Source organism: Nonomuraea sp. NPDC050691, assembly GCF_040654455.1.
GTDB lineage: Bacteria > Actinomycetota > Actinomycetes > Streptosporangiales > Streptosporangiaceae > Nonomuraea.
Map to the genome: position 1 here is coordinate 1 of NZ_JBFAIA010000142.1, position 21,448 is coordinate 21,448.

22 protein-coding genes are annotated in these 21,448 nt (G+C 73.0%); 8 read left to right on the forward strand and 14 right to left on the reverse strand.

Going from position 1 to position 21,448, the window contains the following annotated elements; all coding sequences use genetic code 11:
• Positions 1-203: 203 nt before the first annotated feature.
• Positions 204-1,106 carry a beta-propeller fold lactonase family protein gene (locus AB0H81_RS33755; RefSeq protein ID WP_358382840.1) on the reverse strand — a complete coding sequence of 301 codons (903 nt, stop codon included), beginning with the start codon at positions 1,104-1,106 and terminating at the stop codon, positions 204-206.
• A gap of 94 nt (positions 1,107-1,200) precedes the next feature.
• On the opposite strand from AB0H81_RS33755, the gene AB0H81_RS33760 reads away from it, so the two are divergent.
• Positions 1,201-2,052 carry a bifunctional helix-turn-helix transcriptional regulator/GNAT family N-acetyltransferase gene (locus AB0H81_RS33760; protein ID WP_358382843.1) on the forward strand — a complete coding sequence of 284 codons (852 nt, stop codon included), beginning with the start codon at positions 1,201-1,203 and terminating at the stop codon, positions 2,050-2,052.
• A 144-nt stretch (positions 2,053-2,196) separates the two neighbouring features.
• On the opposite strand, the gene AB0H81_RS33765 is transcribed toward AB0H81_RS33760, so the two are convergent.
• Together AB0H81_RS33765 and AB0H81_RS33770 are read right to left on the reverse strand one after the other, a co-directional pair.
• On the reverse strand, positions 2,197-3,231 hold the full coding sequence (locus AB0H81_RS33765) for an alkaline phosphatase PhoX (protein WP_358382846.1): 1,035 nt from the start codon (positions 3,229-3,231) through the stop codon (positions 2,197-2,199).
• 202 nt (positions 3,232-3,433) lie between these two features.
• A complete protein-coding gene (locus AB0H81_RS33770) occupies positions 3,434-3,901 on the reverse strand; it encodes a DNA starvation/stationary phase protection protein (protein ID WP_358382849.1) in 468 nt (155 codons plus the stop codon).
• A gap of 106 nt (positions 3,902-4,007) precedes the next feature.
• On the opposite strand from AB0H81_RS33770, the gene AB0H81_RS33775 reads away from it, so the two are divergent.
• The 3 genes from AB0H81_RS33775 (at position 4,008) to mmuM (ending at position 8,519) form a co-directional block, all read left to right on the forward strand.
• Positions 4,008-4,733 (forward strand): helix-turn-helix domain-containing protein, encoded by a 726-nt coding sequence (locus AB0H81_RS33775; RefSeq protein WP_358382852.1) that lies wholly within the window; start codon positions 4,008-4,010, stop codon positions 4,731-4,733.
• Positions 4,730-7,189, forward strand: coding sequence for a VIT domain-containing protein (locus tag AB0H81_RS33780; RefSeq protein WP_358382855.1), 2,460 nt, complete (start codon positions 4,730-4,732; stop codon positions 7,187-7,189). Before AB0H81_RS33775 ends, AB0H81_RS33780 begins: the two co-directional genes overlap by 4 nt.
• Before the next feature lie 454 nt (positions 7,190-7,643).
• Positions 7,644-8,519 carry a homocysteine S-methyltransferase gene (mmuM, locus tag AB0H81_RS33785; RefSeq protein WP_358382891.1) on the forward strand — a complete coding sequence of 292 codons (876 nt, stop codon included), beginning with the start codon at positions 7,644-7,646 and terminating at the stop codon, positions 8,517-8,519.
• A 63-nt stretch (positions 8,520-8,582) separates the two neighbouring features.
• Here mmuM and AB0H81_RS33790 read toward each other — a convergent pair whose 3' ends face one another.
• On the reverse strand, positions 8,583-9,008 hold the full coding sequence (locus tag AB0H81_RS33790; protein WP_358382857.1) for a DoxX family protein: 426 nt from the start codon (positions 9,006-9,008) through the stop codon (positions 8,583-8,585).
• 84 nt (positions 9,009-9,092) lie between these two features.
• Between AB0H81_RS33790 and AB0H81_RS33795 the strand changes: the two genes are divergently transcribed.
• On the forward strand, positions 9,093-9,548 hold the full coding sequence (locus AB0H81_RS33795; protein WP_358382860.1) for a MarR family transcriptional regulator: 456 nt from the start codon (positions 9,093-9,095) through the stop codon (positions 9,546-9,548).
• A 22-nt stretch (positions 9,549-9,570) separates the two neighbouring features.
• Here the strand turns inward: AB0H81_RS33795 and AB0H81_RS33800 are convergent, their stop codons facing one another.
• Entirely contained in the window at positions 9,571-10,272 is a 702-nt protein-coding gene (locus AB0H81_RS33800; RefSeq protein ID WP_358382894.1) for a lysophospholipid acyltransferase family protein, read from the reverse strand.
• A gap of 147 nt (positions 10,273-10,419) precedes the next feature.
• Between AB0H81_RS33800 and AB0H81_RS33805 the strand changes: the two genes are divergently transcribed.
• Together AB0H81_RS33805 and AB0H81_RS33810 are read left to right on the forward strand one after the other, a co-directional pair.
• Positions 10,420-11,178, forward strand: a complete 759-nt coding sequence (locus AB0H81_RS33805) for an alpha/beta fold hydrolase (protein ID WP_358382862.1) — start codon at positions 10,420-10,422, stop codon at positions 11,176-11,178.
• 46 nt (positions 11,179-11,224) lie between these two features.
• Positions 11,225-11,692: a hypothetical protein gene (locus AB0H81_RS33810; RefSeq protein WP_358382864.1), complete on the forward strand. Its 468-nt coding sequence runs from the start codon at positions 11,225-11,227 to the stop codon at positions 11,690-11,692.
• A gap of 20 nt (positions 11,693-11,712) precedes the next feature.
• Here the strand turns inward: AB0H81_RS33810 and AB0H81_RS33815 are convergent, their stop codons facing one another.
• The 7 genes from AB0H81_RS33815 to AB0H81_RS33845 form a co-directional block, all read right to left on the reverse strand.
• Complete coding sequence (locus tag AB0H81_RS33815) at positions 11,713-12,858, reverse strand: hypothetical protein (protein WP_358382867.1); 1,146 nt, start codon at positions 12,856-12,858, stop codon at positions 11,713-11,715.
• Positions 12,859-12,867: 9 nt separating this feature from the next.
• Positions 12,868-13,590 carry an endonuclease/exonuclease/phosphatase family protein gene (locus AB0H81_RS33820; protein WP_358382869.1) on the reverse strand — a complete coding sequence of 241 codons (723 nt, stop codon included), beginning with the start codon at positions 13,588-13,590 and terminating at the stop codon, positions 12,868-12,870.
• A 46-nt stretch (positions 13,591-13,636) separates the two neighbouring features.
• Positions 13,637-14,569, reverse strand: coding sequence for an ROK family glucokinase (locus AB0H81_RS33825; RefSeq protein ID WP_358382871.1), 933 nt, complete (start codon positions 14,567-14,569; stop codon positions 13,637-13,639).
• A 12-nt stretch (positions 14,570-14,581) separates the two neighbouring features.
• On the reverse strand, positions 14,582-15,145 hold the full coding sequence (locus AB0H81_RS33830; RefSeq protein ID WP_358382874.1) for a hypothetical protein: 564 nt from the start codon (positions 15,143-15,145) through the stop codon (positions 14,582-14,584).
• A 37-nt stretch (positions 15,146-15,182) separates the two neighbouring features.
• Positions 15,183-16,403 carry an ArsA family ATPase gene (locus tag AB0H81_RS33835; protein ID WP_358382877.1) on the reverse strand — a complete coding sequence of 407 codons (1,221 nt, stop codon included), beginning with the start codon at positions 16,401-16,403 and terminating at the stop codon, positions 15,183-15,185.
• Positions 16,387-16,824 (reverse strand): SRPBCC family protein, encoded by a 438-nt coding sequence (locus AB0H81_RS33840; protein WP_358382880.1) that lies wholly within the window; start codon positions 16,822-16,824, stop codon positions 16,387-16,389. The genes AB0H81_RS33835 and AB0H81_RS33840 overlap by 17 nt, the downstream gene beginning before the upstream one ends.
• Positions 16,825-16,905: 81 nt before the next feature.
• Entirely contained in the window at positions 16,906-17,673 is a 768-nt protein-coding gene (locus tag AB0H81_RS33845) for a metallophosphoesterase (RefSeq protein ID WP_358382882.1), read from the reverse strand.
• Between the two features lie 235 nt (positions 17,674-17,908).
• On the opposite strand from AB0H81_RS33845, the gene AB0H81_RS33850 reads away from it, so the two are divergent.
• Positions 17,909-19,687 (forward strand): long-chain fatty acid--CoA ligase, encoded by a 1,779-nt coding sequence (locus AB0H81_RS33850; RefSeq protein WP_358382884.1) that lies wholly within the window; start codon positions 17,909-17,911, stop codon positions 19,685-19,687.
• Between the two features lie 123 nt (positions 19,688-19,810).
• Here AB0H81_RS33850 and AB0H81_RS33855 read toward each other — a convergent pair whose 3' ends face one another.
• Positions 19,811-20,317 carry an RICIN domain-containing protein gene (locus tag AB0H81_RS33855; RefSeq protein ID WP_358382886.1) on the reverse strand — a complete coding sequence of 169 codons (507 nt, stop codon included), beginning with the start codon at positions 20,315-20,317 and terminating at the stop codon, positions 19,811-19,813.
• A 301-nt stretch (positions 20,318-20,618) separates the two neighbouring features.
• The coding region (locus tag AB0H81_RS33860; RefSeq protein WP_358382888.1) for a glycosyltransferase family 4 protein at positions 20,619-21,448 on the reverse strand (830 nt) is incomplete at its 5' end.

Consider the following 21,448-nt stretch of genomic DNA (forward strand, 5'->3'; position numbering starts at 1 on the left):
AGCCGGCGACGGGCGCGAGGGCCAGCGTGAGAGCGAGCCCGGCCGCCGGCAGCCTGAGCATCCGCGAAGGACGCGGCCGGACGCGGGACGATGGCGCCGAAGCGCCCGGGGACGTACGCACGGAACCCCATCGTCACGACCCGGCACCCGCGAGCCGGCCACTTGACCGACTCCTTACGGCTCCACGGCCCACTCGCGACCCGTCACACCGGCAGGACGCACCCCGGGCTCTCCACCTCGTACGCCTCCCCCGTCGGCACCGGCACCCCGTCCTCCAGCGCGAACACCGTCACCACGTTCGCGTTCTGGTTGGCCACGTACATCCGGTCGCCGTCGATGGCGAAGTGGCGCGGCCAGGCGCCGCCGGAGGGCACCTCCGCCACCATCGTCAGGTCGCCGGCCCGCAGCACGGAGATCGTGTCCGGCCCCCGGTTGGCCACGTAGACGTGGTCGCCGCGCACCTCCAGGTGGGACGGCTGGTTGCCGGAGCCCGCCCGCGAGGCGGGGCCCGTGAGACGCGTGTCGCCGTCGACGGCCGTGACGACCCCGTCGAGCTCCCCCACCACGTACAGCCGCGACCCGGCGAAGGCCATGTGGCGCGGGCCGGTGCCGGGCGGCAGGCGCAGCGGCTCCAGGGGCTCGCCGTCGAGCGTGTAGCGGCGGATCTCGTCGGTGCCGAGGTCGCTGATGTGCAGGACGTCCTCGTGGAAGACCGCCTGGTGGGCGTGCGGGCCCTCCTGGCGTTCGGCGACGGGGCCGGAGCCCTCGTGGCGCAGGGCGGTCGCCGGGCCGGCGAAGGCGCCCCGCTCGTCCAGCCGGTGGATGCTCGCGGTGCCGTCGCCGTAGTTGGCGACGGCGAGGAGCGCGCCGGACGGGTGGACGGCCACGTGGCACGGCGTGTGCCCCTCGCTGGGGCGCTCGGCCAGCGGCGACAGGCCGTCCTCGGCCCGGAACGCGGTGATCCACCCCTGCGCCAGCTCGCCCACCGCGTACAGCACCGGAAGGGCGGGATGGGCGGCCAGGAAGGACGGCGAGGCGATGCGGGTCAGCTCCCCGTCACCCGTGACGATGCCCGGACCGTATCCGCCGATGTACAGGTGCTTCACGAAAAGCGTCCTCTCATGGTTGACTGGAGCAATGAATTCATTGACCCAAGCAAGGGTTTCTGAGATCAGAGCCTTCAACCGGTTCTATACGAAGGTGATCGGGGTTCTCCAGGCGGGGATGCTCGACTCGGCGTACTCCCTCACCGAGGTCCGGGTGCTCTACGAGCTGGCGCACGCCGAGCCGATGGAGACCGGCGAGCTGCGGGGGCTGCTCGGCCTCGACGCGGGCTACCTGAGCCGGATCCTGTCCCGGCTGGAGGGCGACGGCCTGCTCTCGCGGGAGCGCTCGCCCGGCGACGCGCGCAAGCAGGTCATACGGCTGAGCGAGGCCGGCGTGGCCATGTACCGCCGCCTGGACGCCCGCTCGGCCGAGGAGATCGAGCAGCTGCTCGCCGGCCTGGCCGAGGCCGACCAGGAAAGCCTGGTGACGTCGATGGCGGCGATCAGGAAGCTGCTCGGCGAGGCTCCGGAGCGCGAGCCGTTCGTCATCAGGGCGCCGCGCTCCGGCGACCTCGGCTGGGCCGTCCAGCTGCACGCCGAGATCTACAACCGGGAGTACGGCTGGGGCGTCGAGTTCGAGCAGCTCGTCGCCCGGCTCATCGGCGGGCTCGACTTCTCGGGGCGCGACGCGGGCTGGATCGCCGAGGCCGGCGGCGAGCGGCTGGGCTGCGTGTTCTTCGAGCACGTGGACGCGGACACGGCCAAGCTGCGGATGCTGCTGGTCGGCCCGTCCGCCCGGGGGCTCGGCCTCGGGCGGCGGCTGGTCGAGGAGTGCGTGCGCCACGCCAGGGACGGCAGCTACAAGCGGATCACGCTGTGGACCCGCGAGTGCCTGGAGAGCGCCCGGCGCATCTACGCGAGGGCGGGGTTCGTCCACGAGTCCAGCGAGAAGAGCGTGGAGAACGGCATCGAGGTCGTCGACGAGATCTGGACGCTCGGCCTCTGAGCCGCCCCTCCCGCTTCAGCGCCGGCCCGGCCGTGGAGGCCGTCATGCCGCTCGTCTCCACGGCCACGCCCGAGCGGGCGGACGACCTCGTGACCGAGCTGAAGGTGATGCCGGCGCGCCACCCGGCCTGAGCGATCCCGAAGGTCAGTGGCGGAAGGGGCCGGTCACCTCGAAGGTGTGGCCGTCCCCCGGCTCGCCGGCCGGGCCGCGCCGGGAGGAGAAGTACAGGCGCGAGCCGTCGGGCGAGAACGCGGGCCCGGTCAGCTCCGCGCCGGTGTGCCCCTCCAGCAGCAGGAACGGGGTGATCGCCCGGTCGGGGGTGATGACGTCGACGCCCATCGTGTCCCTGGTCACGTACAGGTCGCCGGAGGGCGCTGCGGTGACGGCCCGCACGCCGCCGCACAGCCGCTCCAGCGTGGAGGTCTCCGCGTCGTAGGCCCACAGGCCGCGGTCGCCCTTGGTGGTGAGGTAGCAGACCCCGTCGGCGTAGTGGCAGCCCTCGGCGCCGTCGAAGCGGCGCGCCTCCTCCACCTGATGGCGCGTGGCCTTGAGCAGCGCGGCGGGCGAGGGCACGGGCCGCCAGCCGCCGGAGACGCACAGCACCTCCAGCCGCCCCTCGGTCAGGTCGCCCCAGTCGCCCGGCACGAACCGGTAGAAGCACCCGTCGGACTCGCCCTCGGTGAGGTAGACGACCTGGCGGTCGGGGTCGCAGGCGGCTGCCTCGTGCCGGAAGCGCCCCATGGCCAGGCGGGGCCGGGCGGCGCGGGCGCCGTACGGGTCGCACTCGAAGACCTGACCGCGGTGGCCCAGCTCGCACGACAGCCACGTGTTCCAGGGGGTGGCGCCGCCGGCGCAGTTGAGGTCGGTGCCGGACAGGATGCGATAGGCGTCGGCGATCGTGCCGTCCGGGGCGAACCGCAGGGCCGCGGCGCCGCCGAGCAGGGGCAACTCGGAGTTGGACACGAGGATCCAGCCGGCGCCGTCGGGGAAGCAGGCGCCGCCGTCGGGCGCCGCGTGCCAGGTCAGGCCGGCCACCTTGCGGCCGGAGCGCGCCACGACCCGGCCGGTGAACCCGGCGGGCAGGACGAGCCCGTCGCCGCCGTACGGGGCGAGCGGGCCGTACGGGCCGACCGCCTCCCTGCGGAGCGGGCCCGTGCGGAGGAGAGTCTTGCGGGACATGGTCAGGCCTCCCTCTGGATCCACGCTAGTCGACCGCATGGACATGAATGGCGGGATCCCGGCCGCCGAACGGCACGCGAACCCCGGCCCACCGGCCTGCCGCATCCGTGCATATCGCCCACATCTCCTCGCTGCTCCGCGGCGCCTCGTACGGCATGGAAAAGCCCGGGGCCGCGCGGGGCTCCGGGCTTCACCGGCGCGGTCAGCGCTGGGCCTGGAACATCCAGCGTTCCTTGTCGATGTCCTGCGCGATCGCGATCAGGATGTCCTGGCTGGCCGGGTCGGGCTCGTCGGTCTCCTCGATCCGCTCGCGCAACCGCCGGCCGATCCCGTCGAGGATGTCCGTGATCGTGGCCACGACCTTGCCGTCCTCGATCCAGCCGCTCTCCGGCTGCGCCAGCTTGGTGCTCTTCGCCAGGGTGGAGGAGCGGCCGTCGGGGTTGATCCCCAGCGCCGACGCGCGTTCCGCCACGGTGTCGGCGTGCGTACGCGCCAGCGAGACGAGCTCGTCGAGCTGAAGGTGGATCGAGCGGAAGTTCGGCCCGACGATGTTCCAGTGCATCTGCTTGGCGACCAGCGACAGGTCGACGAGGTCGACGAGGGTGCCCTGGAGGCACTCGGCGACCGTGCTCTTCGCCTCGCCCGAGAGGGGTCCGGTGATAGGAGCCATGATGTGTTCCTCCCCGTAGTACGACATCTCTGCTCTTCTGCACGATTTCTGGCGCTTTAATCCTCCAACATTGACACTGCAACAGTGACAGTGTCATCGTGGTGGCATGGAGGAGACCTGGACCATCGGCGAGCTGGCGGAGCGGGCGGCCGGCCTGCTGCGCGCGGGCGGGCCGAACGGCAACGGCCGGGTGCGCGAGGTGCCGGGCGAGCGGCTGATCAGGTGGTACACGACGATCGGCCTGGTCGACCCGCCGCTGTCCCGGCGCGGCCGGATCGCCCGCTACGGCCGGCGCCACCTGCTCCAGCTCGTGGCGGTCAAGCGCCTCCAGGCCGCCGGGCTGTCGATCGCCGACATCCAGGTGGCCCTGGCGGGCGCGACCGACGCCATGCTGGAGGGTGCGGCCCAGCCGGAGGACGTCGCCGCCGGCCCTCAGGACGCGGCGCGGGACGCTCGCTCCGTCGCCGCATCCCCCGCGACACAGGGACCCCCGGCAACCGCCACGTCCCCCCTCGACGGCGCGCCGGAGGTCTCCCTCGACCGCGCGCCGGAAGACCGCGCGCCGGAAGGCGGGGAGGTCCGCTTCTGGGCGCGCCCGCCGCGCGGTCGCGCCCCCTCCCCCGCCCCGGCCTCTCCCGTACCACCCGGGGCCGGCGGGCAGGGCGGGGAAGGCGCCCCGGCCGGAGGGCTGGTGCGCGGGATCAGGCTCGCGCCCGGCGTGACGCTGGTGCTCGACGGCGCCGGCCGCGCTCCTTCCATCGACGACGTCCAGGCCGTGCTCGGCGCGGCCGCCCCGCTGCTGGCGATGCTCGAAGAGAGGAAGCTCGCATGAAGATCGTTCCACTCGAGCCCGGACAGTGCCGGCCGGTGCCGGACGCCGGGTTCGGCGCGCTGCGCACCGACCGGGGCAACCTGCCGCTGGAGAGCGTGGACGTCACGGCCGCCGTCTCCGGCCTCGTCGCCGGGGTCGAGGTGGCCCAGGGGTTCCGGAACCCGTTCGACGTCACGCTGGAGGCCACGTACGTCTTCCCGCTCCCCGACCGGGCGGCCGTGACCGCCTTCCGGATGGAAGCCGGCGACCGGGTCATCGAGGGCGTCCTCAAGGAGCGCGGTCAGGCGCGGGCCGACTACGACCGGGCGCTGCGCGAGGGCAGGCGGGCGGCGATCGCCGAGGAGGAGCGGCCGGACGTGTTCACGATCCGGGTGGGCAACATCCTGCCCGGCGACCGGGTGACGGTCCGCATGTCTCTGAGCCAGCCGCTGCCGTACGAGGACGGCGCGGCCACGTTCCGCTTCCCGCTGGTGGTGGCGCCCCGGTACATCCCGGGCACCCCGCTCGACGGCCCCTCCGCCGGGGACGGCACGATGCCCGACACCGGCGCGGTGCCCGACGCCTCCCGGATCACCCCGCCGGTGCTGCTGCCCGGCTTCCCCGCGCCGGTGCGGCTGTCGCTGGCGGTGACCCTCGACCCCGCCGGTCTCGACCTGCGGGACGTCTCCTCCAGCCTGCACGTGGTCGAGGAGGACGGCCACACCGTACGGCTGCGCCCCGGAGAGCGGCTGGACCGGGACTTCATCCTCCGGCTGGGCTTCGACGCCTCGACCTCACTCCAGATCGACACGGGCGAGACGGAGGGCGGCGCGACGTTCGCGCTGACCGTCGTCCCGCCCGCGCTGGAGGCGCCGCGCGCGCCGCGGGACCTGGTGCTGCTGCTGGACCGTTCGGGCAGCATGGCCGGCTGGAAGATGGTCGCCGCCCGGCGGGCCGCCGCGCGCATCGTCGACACGCTCACCTCCGCCGACCGGTTCGCGGTGCTGACGTTCGACTCGGTGGTGGAGCAGCCGTTCGAGGGGCTCGTGGAGGCGTCCGACCGCAACCGGTACCGCGCCGTCGAGCACCTCGCCCGCGTGGACGCCCGGGGCGGCACCGAGCTGCTGGAGCCGCTGCGCGAGGCCGTGGCGCTGCTGCCGCCCGCCGAGGGCCGCGAGCGCGTGCTCGTGCTCGTGCTCGTCACCGACGGCCAGGTGGGCAACGAGGACCAGATCCTGGAGCAGGCCGGCGGCGCGCTGTCGGCCATGCGCGTCCACGCCGTCGGCATCGACCGCGCCGTGAACGCCGGCTTCCTCGGCAGGCTCGCCGGGCTCGGCGCGGGCCGGTGCGAGCTGGTCGAGTCCGAGGACCGGCTCGACGCCGCCATGGACCAGATCCACCGGCGCATCGGCGCGCCCCTGGTCACGGACCTGGCGCTCAAGGGTCTCGACGCGGAGCCGGGCACGGTCACGCACCTCGGCGCGATCTTCCCGGGTGTGCCGCTACGGGTGTACGGGCGCCTCCGGGGCGGCGAGCCGCGCGGTACGACGGTGACCGTGCGGGGGCTCGCGGCGGGAGAGCCATGGGAGCGGCAGGTCACCGCGACGGCCGTGGACAACCCCGCGCTGCGCGCCGTGTGGGCCCGGGCGCACCTGCGCGCCCTGGAGGACCGGTACGCGATGGGCGAGCACGAGCTGGAGGCGGAGATCGTCCGGGTCTCGCTGGAGTACGGCGTCCTGTGCAGGTTCACGGCGTACGTCGCGGTGGACAGCAGGACGGTGGCCGAGGGCGGGCCCGAGCACCGGGTCATCCAGCCGGTCGAGCCGCCGAGCGGCTGGGAGATGCCGTCGGCGCCGCCGATGACCGGGTTCGTGGCGCAGGCCGCCGTGATGGCGGCGCCGGGGCGCTTCCGCGCGGCGTCGCCGACGTTCGAGGCGGCGCTGGACCAGGGCATCCCGATGAGCCCGCCCGCCCCGGCTCCGGCCGGAGGAGCGCCCGGCGCCGCGCCTGACTCGGCGCCTGACTCCGCGCCTGATCCCGTGCCTGATTCCCCGGCGGGTGGCGCCGGCGGGTTCGGCGCGTCGTCGGGCGGATCGGTGGGGCCGCGCGGGCCGGTGTTCGGCCGGCCGGGCGCGGTGCCGCGTCCCGCCCGCCGGGCCTCGCACGGGCTGGAGTCGGTACGGGGACAGCTCGTGGCCGAGCTCGACCGGCTCAAGGCGCTGCCCACGGCCGACGCGCTCTACCTGGCCGACCTGGGCTCCCGGCTGGCGGCTCTGTCCGCGTACCTGGGAGATCACGCCGAGCTGTCGGCCCTGGCGCGGGAGCTCGAGGCGGCCGAGCGGCCGGGGACGGACCTGGCGGGACTGCGGCGGCACGTCGTCGAGGTCCTCACGTCGCTGACGGGCGGCCCCGGCCCGGAGGCGGAGGGCGGCTCCCCGGGCGAGCCCCGGCGCACGCCCTTCTGGAAGCGCGACTGACGGATGCGGTGGTGCCGGACGTTCCGGGGCGGGTGGTCAAGTGGCTGGTACGGCGGGGCGGGCCCGGCCCGGTGCGGCCGGAGGGCGGGATAATCGTTGGCTTGGAGAATGCCGTGAATTCTCGGAGAAGGTCGCATACGATCCGCCGCCATGGCGGCACTCTGCGACACGATCCAAAACGGCCGGACCACGGCCCGGCGCCCGGAGGGGAACTCCACAGGACGCGGCCCGATGACGTGCGGCGGCCGCGTCCGCCCCGCCTCCCCCACTCCGTGACCTGCGGAGAAGAGCGCCCCCGGCCGCATCGGTGCCCGCAGCACACCTAGCCCATAATCACGGAAATTTCCCGATAAAGAGGGGCGATCGCCTTTCCTGGTTGTCGCGGAAATCCCACCTCCACCGGCATCCCGGAAAATCCGTTCACCGTCCGGTCCGGTACGTCGCGGCCCATAGGCTGGAGAGTGTGAGCACTCTTGTCCTGGACGGTGGTCTGGCCACCCATCTCGAAACGCTCGGCGCGGATCTGAGCGACGAGCTGTGGTCGGCCCGGCTGCTGATGGAAGACCCGGACCTGATCCGGCGCGTCCACGCCGACTACTTCGCGGCGGGCGCCAATGTGGCGACCACGGCCAGCTACCAGGCCTCGATCCCGGGGTTCCTCCGGCGAGGGGCGAGCGTGGCGCAGGCCGAGCGCCTCATCAGGCTTTCGGTGGAGCTGGCCGCGCAGGCCCGCGACGAGGCGGGCGGCGGGCTGGTCGCCGCCAGCGTCGGCCCGTACGGGGCCTACCTCGCCAACGGCGCCGAGTACACCGGCGACTACGACCTCGGCGAGGAGGGCCTGCTCACCTGGCACCGGCCCCGCTGGGAGATCCTCGCCTCGGCCGGCGCCGACCTGCTCGCCTGCGAGACCATCCCGTCCTACGCGGAGGCGCGGGCGCTGGCCCGGTTGCTGAAGGAGACGCCGGGGCTCAAGGCATGGGTCAGCTTCTCCTGCCGGGACGGCGAGCACATCAGCGACGGCACGCCCATCCGTGAGGCGGCCGCCCTGTTCACCGGCGACCCGCAGGTCGTGGCCGTGGGCGCGAACTGCACGGCGCCGCGCCATCTGCCCGGCGTGATCGCCGCCCTGTCCGGCGGCCTGCCGGTGATCGTCTACCCCAACTCGGGCGAGACGTGGGACGCCAAGAACCGCCGCTGGCTCGGACTGACCGATCCGGTGGAGTACGGCCAGGCGGCCAAGGAGTGGGAGCGCGCGGGCGCGTCCCTGATAGGCGGCTGCTGCCGCACCACGCCCGAGCACATCAGGCAGATCCGCGCCCACCTGTCCTGACGCCGAAGCGGGCCGCGCCCCCTCCTGGACGCGGCCCGCTCCCACGGGACGGATCGCGGCGCGTCAGGCGGCCGTGGCGGCCGGGGTGCGGCGGCGCAGCAGCGTGTCCACGGCCAGCGCGCCTCCTCCGCTGAAGCCGACCGCCAGCGCCCCCGCCGCGAGCGACAGCACGAACTCGTAGCCGCCCTCGTCCGCGCCGAACCCGTTGGCCCCGTGGACGAACACGATCGCCCCGATCATGTCGAGCGCCAGCAGCGTGCCCGCGATCGGCAGGGCCGCGCCGAGGATCAGCGCCAGGCCGCCGGCCACCTCCAGCACGGCGACGGCCGGAGCCGCCACGCCCGCCAGCGGGACACCGATCGACTCGAAGAACTTCGTGGCGCCCGCGAGGCCCATGACGGCGAACTTCTGGTAGCCGTGCACGAGGAAGATGACGCCGAGCGCCACCCGGGCGAGCAGCAGGGCGACGGGGCGCGCCTGGTCGATCATGCGGTCTCCTCAGGAGTCGGTTCGTTCAGTTTTGAACGAATATAACAGGATGGTTCAAATCTGAACAACAAGTACACTTGGGCCGTGACGGACACCCGGTGGCTAGACGACACGGAAATGGCGGCGTGGCGCGCCTTCCTGTCCACCTCTCACCTGCTGGAGAGGCGCATCGAGGAGCAGCTCAAGGCCGCGGCCGGGCTGACGCATCCGCAGTACGAGATCCTGGTCCGGCTGGCGGACACCCCCGATCGCCAGATGCGCATGACGGAACTGGCCCGGGGCGTCGTCGTGTCGAAGAGCGCGCTGACGTACCAGATCACCCGCCTGGAGAAGGCGGGGCTGGTGGAGCGCGCGACCTGCCCGTCGGACGACCGGGGCGTGCTGGCGGTGCTCACCGAGGCCGGCATGCGCTGCCTCGAACGCGTGGCGCCGGGCCATCTCGCGGTCGTACGGGCCTACCTCGTCGACCGGCTCACCCGCGACGAGCTGGAGGTCATGACCACGGCGATGCGCAAGACGGAGCGGGCCCTGCGGGAGTAGCCCTCTCCGGAAGGAGAACAGGTCAGTGCTTGGCGGCGCGGGCCGCGCGCTCCATCTCGACCTTGGCGCTGGCCGCGTACTTGTCGACGTACTCCTGGCCCGACAGCTCCATGAGCGCGTACATGATCTCGTCGGTCACCGCGCGCAGGACCAGCCGGTCGTCCTCCATGCCGTAGTAGCGGGAGAAGTCGAGCGGCTTGCCGAACCGGACGCCCGGCCGGATGCCCAGCTTGGGCAGCGGCCGGCCCGGGGGCATCATCTCGAACGTGTTGACCATGGCCCACGGGATGACCGGGGCCCGCGACTCCAGCGCCAGCCGGGCGACGCCGGTCTTGCCCTTGTACAGGCGGCCGTCGGGCGAACGAGTACCCTCGGGGTAGATGCCGAGGATCTGGCCCTCACCCAGCACCCGCAGACCGGTGCGCAGCGCCGCCTCGCTGGCCTTGCCGCCGGAGCGGTCGATCGGCACAGTGCCGACGCCGCTGAAGAACAGCCGCGTGAAGAAGCCCTTGACGCCCCGGCCGGTGAAGTAGTCGGACTTGCCGAGCGAGATGACCTTACGGCGCAGGTGCAGCGGGCCGAAGAAGTGGTCGGCGAACGACAGGTGGTTGCCGGCGAGGATCACCGGCCCCTGCCGGGGCACGTTTTCCGCACCCTCCGTCCAGGGACGGAAGACGAGATGGAGGAACGGCCCCAAGATGGCCTTGACCACCCAGTAGAACACCCGGCCACCTCTTCCTCTGCGCTTCATCTGTGAGCAATGTCATCTTCGCATCTCAGACTCGATGCTCCTACACCACCTCTCGCACAAAGCCCCGAGATCGTGCGACGATCGGGCAATTCCGGGATGAAATCCCTCCGAGGAGCTGTTATGCCGCTCATGCCAGGCGCGGAGCCGTACCATCACGAAGCAGGCCAGATCGGTGTGCTGCTCTGCCATGGGTTCACCGGCACCCCGCAGTCGCTGCGGCCGTGGGCGGAGTTCCTGGCCGGGCACGGTCTGAGCGTCTCCCTGCCCCGCCAGCCCGGCCACGGCACGACGTGGCAGGAGATGAACCATACCCGCTGGGAGGACTGGTACGCCGAGGTGGAGAAGGCGTTCGAGGACCTCCAGGGGCGCTGCGCCGAGGTGTTCGTGGCGGGCCTGTCGCTGGGCGGCTGCCTGGCGCTGCGGCTGGCCGAGGTGCACGGCGAGGCGATCAAGGGCGTGGTGGTGGTCAACCCGTCGATCGCCGGCGACGTGCCGCTGCTGAAGCTGGCGCCGCTGCTCAAGTGGTTCCTGCCGTCCGTGCCGGGCGTGGCGAACGACGTGAAGAAGCCGGGCGTGACCGAGCTCGCGTACACGCGCACCCCGGTGAAGGCGGCCGCCTCGCTGCCGGGCCTGTGGGCGCTGGTGCAGGCCGACCTCGCCCGGGTGACGCAGCCGCTGCTGGTGTTCCACAGCACCGACGACCACGTGGTGAAGCCCACCAGCGTGGCCATCATCCGTCAGAAGGTCCCGCAGGCCACGATCGAGGAGCTTACGGATAGCTACCATGTTGCGACGCTCGACAACGATGCCGACAGGATCTTTGCCGGTAGCCTCGGCTTCATCAGGACACATGCCTCGGTACCCTTGCAGAGGGACTGATCGCACCCAGGGGGAAGTCGCGATCGCTGCGGAGAGGCCCATCTAGGTGACGCCCCAGAGTGACGAGGACGAGGTCTGGCGGCAGATCGTCGCGTCCTTCAACGACACCGCCGAGCGCGACTCGGCCGACCAGCCATGGCCGGACAGCGAGAACGTCCCCCTCGACCAGACGCGCCGGGTGATCCAGCCCGCCGAGCCCGTCCTGCGCGAGAGCGACACCGAGCCTCCCGAGCCGGAACACCACGACCACGACGACGAGGACGACGAGGGGCACTACGAGCCGCCGCCTCCACCCCCGCTGCCCAAGCTCGACCTGACCGCCAAGCTGGCCTGGGCGGGGTTGTTCGGCGGCCCGGCCTATCTGCTGCTGGCCGCGATGGCCGACTGGCGGATGGAGGGCTGGGCGCTGTTCACGGCGGTGGCGGCGTTCATCGGCGGCTTCGTGGCGCTGGTGGTCCGCATGGGCGACGGCCCGCCCAACGACTCCGGCTGGGACGACGGAGCCGTCCTCTAGGCGGATCAGGACGGCGTGGGTCAGGAGTCCTTCGGCGGCGGGCCACCCGGCCCGAAGGTCTCCACCACGTCGTTGTAGCGGTCGGTCAGGTCGACGGCGTGGCCCACGGCCCACACCGCCCCCTTGCCCGGCAGGTAGGCGACGGCCTGCAGCCGCACGCTGCTCCGGCCCGGCGCGGCGGTGCCGCGGATGATCTCGCAGTCGCCCTTCTCGCAGCGCAGCATGAACGGCTCGGTCTCGCGGGTGGGGTCGTAGCCGGAGATCCAGTAGCGGCCCTTGCCGTCGCCGGTCACCCCGTACAGGCGGGCGTCGGTGCCGGGCAGCGGCACCCGCCCCCAGTGCTTGCCGTCCCAGGACAGCACGAGCGGCTCGACGTCGCTCGGCCCGTGGTAGACGCCGCCGACGGCCATGGCCCGCTTGCCGCCGTCGACCTGGATGTCGCGCAGGTAGCCGCCGGGCACGTCGGGCACGGGCACGGCCTTCCAGGTGTCGCCCGACTGGTGCATGATCAGCGGCTGGGTGCCGGTGTCGCCGACCGCGAACCCCTCGGACACCGCGTAGAGGGCGCCCTCGACCTCGGTCTCCTGAACGGTCCACTTGCCGTTCTGCCCGGTGACGATGAGCCCGACCGTCCAGTCCTTCTTCGCCGGGTCGGAGTCGCGGGTCTTGCCCCGGCCCACGGCCACCACCCGGCCGGGCCGGGCGTCGACGCCGCCGAGCCAGTCGCCCGTCCACAGGCCCTCGGCGCGTACGCGGTCGAAGCCGTTGACGTCGCCGTGGGCGAGGTAGGGGACGCCGTCGTGGCCGTCGCCCACGGCCCACACGTCGGAGGGCGAGGCGGCGGCGACGCCACGCAGGTTGCCCGCGCCGCTCGCGTCCCGGATCGTGACCTCCGACCAGCGGGAGCCGTCCCAGTGGCGGATCGTGCCGCGATTCTTCCAGACGTCCCAGATCTCCTGCTGCCCCACGGCCCACACGTCGTTGGCGGACAGGGCGGCCACGTCGGACAGGGAGCCGTCGGCGGCCAGGCGCGCGCTCGTCGAGCGCTGCCACGCCTCGACCGAGGCGGGCCGGGGCTCGGCATGGGCGGCATGCGTGACCTGGGACCAGGCCACGGACGTCGCCATGATCAAGGAAAACGCGCGCCGCCGGAAGCGACGGGTCATGAACAAATGCTAAGGGTTCACGACAGGTCCCCGGAGCCCAGCCCCCGATTCCACCTCCGCCACCACCGGCAGGTGGTCCGAACCCGCGGCCAGGTCGGCCGGATCGGCGAGCGCCCCTCCGCAGTCGCGGACCCGCAGGCCGGGCCCGGTGAAGATCGCGTCGATCCGGGCCTGGGGCGACCCGGCGGGAAAGGTCAGGCCGTCGCCCCGCGGCGCCACCGGATAGCAGTCGGTGAGCCGGGAGGCGACGTAGCGCCAGGCCGGCTGGTGGTCCCGTTCGTTGAAGTCGCCGCACAGGACGGGTTCCGCGCCGAAGCGGGCCGCCGCCGCCTCCAGCAGCGCCATGGCCTCGGTCACGTGGTGCAGCCGGGCCGCGGCGTTCAGGTCGAGATGGGTGGAGCCGACGGCCAGCCGCGCGCCCTCGACCTCGGCGACGGCGATCGCCAGGCCGCGCACCTCCAGGCCGACGAAGACGCGCAGCACGTGGCTCTCGGCGTGCAGCAGCCGCACCCGGGGGGCGGCGAGGACGGCCACGCCGCCCAGCCGCCGTCCCGCCACGACGCGCAGCCCGCACGAGCCGGCCAGCGCCTCACGCCGCGCCTGCCAGCCGAGCAGCCGCGGAGCCTCCTGGACGCAGATCAGATCGGCGCGCAGCGCGCCGAGCACCCGGGTGAGCGCGGGGACGCTGTCCTTCATCCCCCGCACGTTGTAGGTGGCCAGCCGGACCGTCACGGACGGACTGTATTCCCGCCGGCGACGCCTGGCCAGGTCATGCCCGTCAGCGCTGCCTGGCCAGGTCGGCGGCGCCCACCATGCCGGCGTTGGCGCCCAGCTCGGCCAGCCGGATCTCGGGCAACGGCCGGTGCCCGCGGCCGGTCAGCCGTTCGGCGAACGCCTCACGCGCCCGGTCCAGGAACAGGTCCGAGGCGCGGGACACGCCGCCGCCCACGATGAAGCAGCCGGGGTCGAGGACCGCGGCCAGGTCGGCCATGCCCTGGCCGAGCCAGTCGGCGAGGGTGGCGAACGCCGCGAGCGACGCCTCGTCACCCTGCCGGGCCGCCTCGGTGACCTCCTCGCCCTCGATCTTGCCGCCGGCCAGCCCGAGCAGGACGCCGGCGCGCTCGGGCTGCTCCTCGGCGATGCGCCTGGCCTCCATGACGAGCGCGTTGCCGCTGGCGTACTGCTCCCAGCAGCCGCGCTGGCCGCAGCCGCACGGCCGCCCGTCGGGGACGACCTGCATGTGGCCGAGCTCGGCCGCCATGCCCCAGTGGCCGCGGAACAGCGCCCCGTCGAACACCAGGCCGCCCCCGATGCCGGTGCCGACCGTGAGGCACACGATGTGGGACTGCCCGCGGCCCGCGCCGAACCGGGTCTCGCCCCAGGCCATGGCGTTGGCGTCGTTCTCGATCACCACGGGCAGGTCGACCATGCCGCTGATCTTCTTCTGCAGCGGCTCCTCCCGCCAGGCCAGGTTGGGCGCGAAGCGGACGACGGACCGGGACTCGTCCACGAAGCCGGCGGCGCCGACGCCGACGGCCTCGATCTCCCGGCCCTCGGCCAGCTCGCGGACCACGTCGGCCACGGTCTCGGCGATGAGGTCGGGCCGGTCGGCCGGCGTCTTGCGCAGCGCCTGCTCGACGACCGCGCCGTTCTCGTCGACCACACCCGCGCTGACCTTCGTGCCGCCGATGTCCACGCCGATCGTGAGCATTGCCGTAGCCCCCTATCCCAGGTCGATGTGCTGCACGGTATCGCGACCGTGCTCCCGGTCCTCGCGCGGCCCGCGGGGGGCGGCCGGCTTGCTGAGCGCGTCGATCGTCTGCCGGAACGCGGCGAACAGCTCGCCGCCCGCCGCGACCAGATGGCCGGTCACGTCCTTGCCCGACTCGCGCTGCGCCGCGATCGCCCGGCACACCGGGCAGGCGCGGCAGATGTACTCCTCGTGGGGCTCGGCGACGGCCTCGCCCCACACGTCCCGCTGCTCCCTGCGCCCGCCGCCGCCGAGCGAGCCGGTGAACGAGCTGAGCACCGTCCGGCCGACGTGGCGGGTGGCCTGGCCCTGGATCGCGTCGAACAGCTTGCGCGCCTCGTCGGCCACCGTGCCGATCGGGTCCCGGCCGCTCTGACCGGTCTCGTTGCTCTGCCCGGTCTCGTTGCTCCAGCCCGGCTGGCTGCTCTGGCCGGTCTGGCCGGTCTGGCCGGTCTGGCCGCTTCGGTTCCCGCCCGCGCGGGGGTCGGTGGCGCGGGCGCCGGTGTCGCGGGGGTCTCTGTCGTTGGTCTCGCTCATCTGGCCCTCCCTGGCTCCGGAGCGCCCGCCCTCTCGCTCACGTCGCGGCCGGCCTGTCGTCGTGGCCGGAGGCTCCGCTCGTCGCGCCGGATCGGGCTCCCGAGCTGAACCGTACCCGCAGGACGCCGTCACGGAGCACCGCGCCGCCGATCTCCCTGCGGGCCAGCGCCACCGGCAGCGCCAGGATCCTCCGGTACGGGCCCGCGGTGACGATCAGCTCGTCGCCCTTGCGCGCCAGGTCGACGTCGCCGCGGTCGGCGCCGGGCAGGTCGAGCTCCAGCTCGTCGGCGGCCAGCCGCAGCGGCGGCCGCACCCCGGGCGGCCCGAACGGGTCGGCGTCGCCGTACAGCCGCTCGCCGACCGCCGCCAGCGCGTCGGCGCCCACGGGCTCGGCCGGCAGGTACGGCACGACGTGCAGGGGCAGCGGCGCGAAGGACTCCTCGGCCTCGGCCAGCAGCCGCGACTGCGCGCTCACCCACTGGGCGCGCCACTCGTCGGCCCCGCCGGCCGGGAAGACCCGGTTGGCGATGACCGCGTCGACGCGGTAGCCGTACAGGTTGAGCGAGGTGAGGGTGCGGCGGGCCTCGGCGAGCACCACGGCCTCGGGGGTGAGCACGAGCCGCACGGACGCGCCGTCGCCGGTGAGCAGCTCGCGCACCTCCAGCAGGGCGCGGTGCAGGCGCTCGCCCGCGCCGACGACCTCGTCGCCCGGGGCGCTGACGCGCGCGACGCTGCGCACGAACGGCGAGGCGAGCTTCATGATCTTGCGGCCCACGGGGAGCAGCCTGCTCACGTGCCAGTCGAGCGCCTCGGGCAGCGCGAGCAGCCGCAGCGTCTCGGCGGTGGGCGCGCAGTCGACGACGATGACGTCCCAGGCGCCGGACTGCGCGTGCTCGCGCAGCTCCAGCAGGGCGATGATCTCCTCGGCGCCGGGCAGAACCGTGATCTCCTCGGAGGTGATCTCGTCCAGGCCCAGCTCGGCGAGCAGGCCGCGGGCGTAGTCGCGCAGCTCGCCCCAGTGGCGTTCGAGGGACTTCTGCGTGTCGACCTGGTGCAGGTGCAGGCCGGGGGCGACCTCACCGGGCTCGACGGCGAGCGCGTCGGCCAGCGAGTGCGCGGTGTCGGTGGAGACGACCAGCGTCTTCAGGCCGCGCCGGGCGGCGAGGGTCGCGGTCGCGGCGGCGGCCGTGGTCTTGCCCACCCCGCCCTTCCCGGTGAACAGCAGGACCCGGGGGCTCACCTCAGCGGCCTTCGACACGCTTCTTCAGGCCCTTGAGGGCGGTGTCCACGATGACCTTCTCGGCCTTGCGCCGCAGCATGCCGATCATCGGCACCTTCAGCTCGACCGCCAGTTCGTACGTCACCTCGGTGCCCGTGCCCACCGCGGACAGGAGGTAACTTCCCTCCAGCTCGGCGACCATCTTGCCGGGCTCGGTCACCCGCCAGGAGACGCTCTCGTCGTCGTGCCAGGTGTAGCCGAGGGTGTAGGTGTCGCTGATCACTCCGGCGTCGAGCACGTACCGCACGGTCTCGGCCCTGCCGTCGGCGCCCGTGGTCAGCACCTCGGCGCTCTTCACCTGGCCCGCCCATGCGGGGTAGGCGGGGAAGTCAGCGATGACGGCCATCACGCCGGGCCGGTCGGCGTCGATGACGATGCTCGAAGTCGTGCGATCAGCCATGCGACCACCGTAGTGCAGAATTCGCTCCTTGCGGCGGACCGCCGAAAGCCGGTGCGGGCGGTTCACCACTCGAGAACGAGTTCACCATTCAAGGACGAAAGGAACGCCTCTCCCCCGGAAGTGCCCCACGTTGACGCATTCGGTGCGGCCGATGCGGGTCCGCCGGTGCAGCGGCTGGTGGACGTGCCCGAACAGCGCGTAGCGGGGCTGGGTGCGGCGGATCAGCTCCAGCGTGGCCTCGCTGCCCCGCTCGAAGCGCCGGGCGACCACGTCGTAGAGCAGCTCGGGCACCGCGGGCGGGATGTGACAGCACAACACGTCGACCTCGCCGACCGCCTCCACCTTCGCCGCGTACTCCTCGTCGCTGATCTCGTACGGCGTGCGGTACTCGGTGCGCAGGCCCCCGCCGACGAACCCGAACCGGAGCCCGCCGATCTCCACGCTCTCGCCGTCGAGCACCCGGTGCCCGTCACGCGTGTAGTCGGCCCACAGACGCGGCAGGTCGACGTTGCCGTAGGTGAGGTAGGCGGGCACCGGCATGGCGGCGAACAGGCGCTCGTACTGGGCGCGCACCTGGCGCTCGATGTGCTCGCGCGGGTCGCCGTCGAGGGTCGCCCACAGGCGGGCGGACATGGCGCGGGCCTCGTCGAAGCGCCCCGCCGTGCGCAGGCCGATGAACTCCGCGGCCCGTTCGGCGCCGAACAGGTCGGCGAAGATGCCCTGCCCGTGGTCGGCGTAGTCGATGAACAGGATCAGGTCGCCCAGGCAGACCAGCGCGTCGGCGCCCTTCCCGGCCGCGGCCAGCGCGTCGGCCCTGCCGTGCACATCGCTGATGACGTGGACCCGCATGCGGGCAATCCTAGATGCGCCTGCGGCGCAGCCCGTGGCGGACCGCTGAACGCGAAGGGCGCGGACTCCGCACGCCTCTGCGGCGGGCGCTCAACGCGGTGGGCACCCGAACCGATCTGTGGCTGCTAGCGTGAGGAATGGCTTCATAACGCCTGGATGACAAGGCTACCGGCACGTAACTTATCGCGGTAACGTCCAGGCAATCCCCGAAGCGTCCGCCTGGAGGAGTTTGTCCGTGCGCGAGTACAGCGTTCCCGTACTGGTGGATGTGCCGGCCACCGCGAGCCTGCCCGACACGGTGTTCGACAGGGCCGAGCGGGAGCCCGGCACGGTCGTCATGCGGCGCAAGGTGGACGGCGCGTGGGCCGCCGTCACGGCCGCCGAGTTCCGGGACCAGGTCGTCGCGCTGGCCAAGGGACTCATCGCGGCGGGGATCGAGCACGGCGACCGCGTCGCGCTCATGTCGCGCACCCGCTACGAGTGGACGCTGATCGACTACGCCGTCTGGTCCGTGGGCGCGGTGACCGTGCCCATCTACGAGACGTCCTCGACCGAGCAGGTCCGGTGGATCCTCACCGACAGCGCGGCGCGCGCGGCGTTCGTCGAGCTGGACGGGCACGAGGAGACCGTGCGCGAGGCCGCGCCCGGGCTGAAGGACCTGTGGCGGGTCGAGGCCGCGCTCGACGGCCTGCCGGGCGCCTCCGAGATCTCCGACGCGGACGTGGCCGAGCGCCGCGGCCGGGTGTGCGGCGCCGACCTCGCGACCGTCGTCTACACCTCCGGCACGACCGGCCGGCCCAAGGGCTGCCGGGTCACCCACGACAACCTGCTGTTCACCGGCCGGAACGTGGTGCGCGGGCCGCTGGAGCCGTTGTTCACCACCAAGGCCCCGGCGGGGCTGCTGTTCCTTCCGCTGGCGCACATCTTCGCGCGCATGATCCAGGTCGCGCTGGTCGAGGCGGGCGCGGTCCTCGCCCACACCCCGAACATGAAGAACGTGGCGCCCGACCTGGTCGAGTTCCGCCCGACGTTCCTGCTGGGCGTGCCGCGGGTCTTCGAGAAGGTCTACAACGGCGCCGAGCAGAAGGCCATCGCGGGCGGCAAGGGCGCGATCTTCGCCCGCGCCGTGGACACGGCCGTGGCCTGGAGCCGCGCCGAGAACGAGGGCGGCGCCCCCCTCGGCCTGCGCCTGCGGCATGCCCTGTTCGACCGGCTCGTGTACCGCAAGCTCCGCGCGGCCACCGGTGGCCGCCTGTCGGCGGCCGTGAGCGGCGGCGGCGCGCTCGGCGAGCGGCTCGGCCACTTCTTCCGGGGCGCCGGCATCGAGGTCTTCGAGGGGTACGGGCTGACGGAGACCTCCGCGCCCTGCAGCGTGAACATGCCCGGAGCCAACAAGATCGGCACCGTCGGCAAGCCCCTGCCCGGGGTGACCCTCCGCATCGGCGACGACGGCGAGATCCTCGCCAGGGGCCGCAACGTCTTCCGCGGCTACTGGAACAACGAGGACGCCACCGGCGAGGTGATCGACGGCGACGGCTGGTTCCACACCGGTGACGTGGGCGAACTGGACGCCGACGGGTACCTGCGGATCACCGGGCGCAAGAAGGAAATCCTCGTGACCTCCGCCGGCAAGAACGTCGCGCCCGGGCCGCTGGAGGACGCGCTGCGGGCCCACCCGCTGGTCTCCCAGGCCGTGGTGGTCGGCGACGACCGGCCGTTCGTGGGCGCCCTGATCACGCTCGACCCGGAGGCGCTGGAGCAGTGGCGTTCCACGCGCGGGCGGGCCGGGGCCACCGCGGACCCGGCCGCCGACCGGGAGATCCGCGCGGAGGTCCAGCAGGCGGTCGACCGGGCCAACGACACGGTGTCCAAGGCGGAGCAGATCAAGAAGTTCACGATCCTGGACGCGGACATCACCGAGGAGAGCGGCCACCTGACGCCGACCCTCAAGATCAAGCGCAACATCGTCCTGCGCGACTTCGCCGCCGATGTGGACGCCCTGTACGCGTCCTGACTCCCGCCCTGTCTCCTGACGCCCGCCCCGCTCAGGATCTCTGTCACCGCTGGCTCGCCTTGGACGGCCCCACAGGGTCTCTCTTCCCCATGGCACGATCCCCCAAGGGGCCGGCATCGCCGGCTAGCCGACCACGCTGACGTGCCAGCCCTGCTCAAGCGACTTCTTGCACGGCCACTGGATGGCGGTCTTGCCCTTGCGTGCCTCGCCGCCCCCGATCGCCAGGCACATCGCAGTCGCGCCGTTCATGAGGTGCCGCGGCAGGCCGGAGATCTGGGAATCCGTGGAGCCACGCCATATCTGCTTCTCCTTCCAGCGCTGTTCCCATCCGCCATTGCACGTCCATTGGATGGCGGCCTTGCCCCTGCGCTCCTGTCCGCCACCGATTGCCAGGCACATCCCGGTGGCGACGTTCATCAGATGCCCGTCGGGCGTACTCATCCAGCGCTGCGCCGGGCTGTGGATGCAAGGCCACTGAATCGCGGTCTTGCCCTTCCGGGCTTCACCGCGGCCGATCGCCAGGCACATCCCGGTGGCGGCGTTCCTGAGTTCGACGACCGTTCCGCTGGAGGCCTCGGCGGGGGCCACCAGCAGGCCGCCGGCCAGCGCCATCCCGGCCAGGACTGTCATGGTTGCACGCATATGTCCGTCCTCTCTTGTGGCTTGGCTGCTCTGGCGCCGTGATGAGGTACGGCCGGCAGCGGGGGTTCCGAAGTGGAAGCACCGCGCCAGGTTATGAACGGAACACCGTTCTCCGCGTCTGCCGCAGGGTGGAAACGGGGTCACACTTTTACCCGCCCTGTCGAACGGCGCTGCAACTTCTGCAGTAGGCCGCCCGCGGTACGGCTTCTCCTGGCCCGGCATCCCACTGGACTCCTGCACCAAGCAGTTCGCGGCCGGGTTCGTCCTCGGCGCCACGAAGAGGGTGGCGTCACAGCAGGGTGTGGAAACGGGTGGCGACCAGGTCCCAGGACCATTCGCGGCCGATCCACTCGCGCCCGGCGGCGCCGAGCTTCCGGGCCCGCTCGGGGTCGCCGAGCAGTTCGGCGAGGGCGGCGGCCACCTCGCCCGTGTCCTCGCCGTCGACGAGCAGGCCGGTCTCGCCGTGGCGTACGGCGTCGGGCGCCCCGCCGGAGGCGCCCGCCACCACGGGCAGGCCGGTCGCCGACGCCTCCAGGAACACGATGCCGAGCCCCTCCACGTCGATCCCGCCCCACCGGGTGCGGCAGGGCATGGCGAAGACGTCGCCCGCCGCGTAGTAGCCGGGCAGCGCCGAGGCCGGGACGGTGCCGGTGAAGCGGACCGACTCGTGCCCGCCGGCCAGCCGTTCCAGCCGCCGCCGGTACGGGCCGCCGCCCACCAGCAGCAGCACGGCGTCCGGGACGGCCGCGAGCACCTCCGGCCAGGCCGCGATCAGCCGGTCCTGACCCTTGCGCGGCACGAGCCGGGACACGCACACCACCACGGGCCGCCCTGCCAGCCCGAGCGCCTCCTTGGCCCGGCCGGGCTCGCCCTCGGGGCGGAAGCGCCCGGTGTCGACGCCGGGCGCGAGCTGGACGAGCTTGTCCGGGGGAATGGCGGCGGCCAGCCGGGCGCGCGTGTACTCCCCCAGGTAGGTGACCACGTCGGCGTACCCGCCGATGCGGCGCAGCACGGAGCGGAACCCGGGGCCGGCCGCCCAGGACGCCTCGTGGCCGTGGGTGAGCATCACCACCCGCCGCGCCCCGGCGGCGCGCAGCCGCGGCGCGAGCAGCCCGAGCG